At 74.4% G+C, this 1,226-nt stretch carries 2 protein-coding genes; one reads left to right on the top strand and one right to left on the bottom strand.

Going from position 1 to position 1,226, the window contains the following annotated elements:
• Positions 1-270: nucleoside hydrolase (locus CCN33_RS30255; protein ID WP_208621993.1), on the bottom strand; the 270-nt coding region annotated here is incomplete at its 3' end.
• A 124-nt stretch (positions 271-394) separates the two neighbouring features.
• Here CCN33_RS30255 and CCN33_RS30260 point away from each other — a divergent pair.
• Positions 395-1,183, top strand: a complete 789-nt coding sequence (locus CCN33_RS30260) for a hypothetical protein (protein WP_086696483.1) — start codon at positions 395-397, stop codon at positions 1,181-1,183.
• Positions 1,184-1,226: the final 43 nt, after the last annotated feature.

Here is a 1,226-nt window from a genome sequence, read left to right on the forward strand (position 1 = left end):
CTCCAGCAGCGGGCGTTCGGCGCCCCGGGCCACCGGGATGTCGGGGGCGCCGGCCTGCTCCAGCACGGTGAGGGTGTTGCGGACCACGCCGTCCACGTCGGTGTTCCCGGCCACGCAGGTCACCGCGCGCAGGTCGAGTCCGGGGTGGCGGACGGCGAGGAGCAGGGCCAGTGCGTCGTCGACGCCGGTGTCGCAGTCGATGATCACGGGCACCACGGGCTGCACGGCGGCCTCCTGCCGGGCGTCGCTGCGTACGGACGCCTCGACCATAGACGAGCGCCCGCTCCCCCGGCCCTCATGCCCTCACCCGAACGGACCGGAGCGCTGGTGGGCCGTGATCGCCGGTGGTGCCGTAGGAGCAGGCAGCGGCCGGAACGATCAGGAGGCACACCCGATGACCGGAGGCATACGTACCCGCGGCGCCCGTGTCCTCCTGCCGCTCGGCGGTCTGCTCGCGCTGAGCGGCTGCGCCACCCTCGGTCTGGAGCATCCGCCGACCGCGACGTACTCCCTGCCGACGGTCGAGAAGCCCACGGCCACCTCCAGGGCCCCGGCCGCCGGGGATTCCGCGCTCACCGACGCGCAGGCGCAGGCGGCGCTCGTCACCGAGTCCGACCTCGGCTCGCCGTGGGCGGCGGCGGACTCCATCGCGACCTGGCGGGACGGCCTGCTGAAGGCCAGGTCGGAGGTGGCGGAGTGCCAGCGGCTGCTGGACGCGCTCTACTCCGACCAGGTCCTCGGCGCTCCCGCCCGCGTCGCCGTCGCCCTGGACGACCCCGGCACCCAGGCCCAGCTCCGCTACCAGATCGGCGCCCGGCGCCCCTCCGACGTGGACGCCGACCTGAAGTGGCTCGGCGAGATGCCGGCCAAGTGCGCCCGCTTCACCGCCACCACCCAGACCGGCTGGACCGAGGACGTCCAGGTCTCCGACCTCCCCCTCCCCGAGGTCGGCGACAAGCGCCAGGGTCTCCGCCTCACCCTCACCGCCACCGACCCCGAGAACCCCGACGCCGACGAACAGGACCTCACCGTCGAACTGGCCGCCGCCCGAGTGGGCGAGGACGCGTTCGCCCTCACCAACGGCGGCCAGGGCGACGTCCCCAACGACGCGACCCAGGCGGCGGTACAGATCGGCGCGCTGAGGCTGGCGGACGTACGGCGGCAGGGGCGGGCGCAGGTCTAGAGCAGCGGGTGCGGAAGGGCGGGTCTAGGGGATGTCTCGCCGA

Source organism: Streptomyces recifensis, assembly GCF_002154615.1.
Taxonomy (GTDB): domain Bacteria; phylum Actinomycetota; class Actinomycetes; order Streptomycetales; family Streptomycetaceae; genus Streptomyces; species Streptomyces griseoluteus.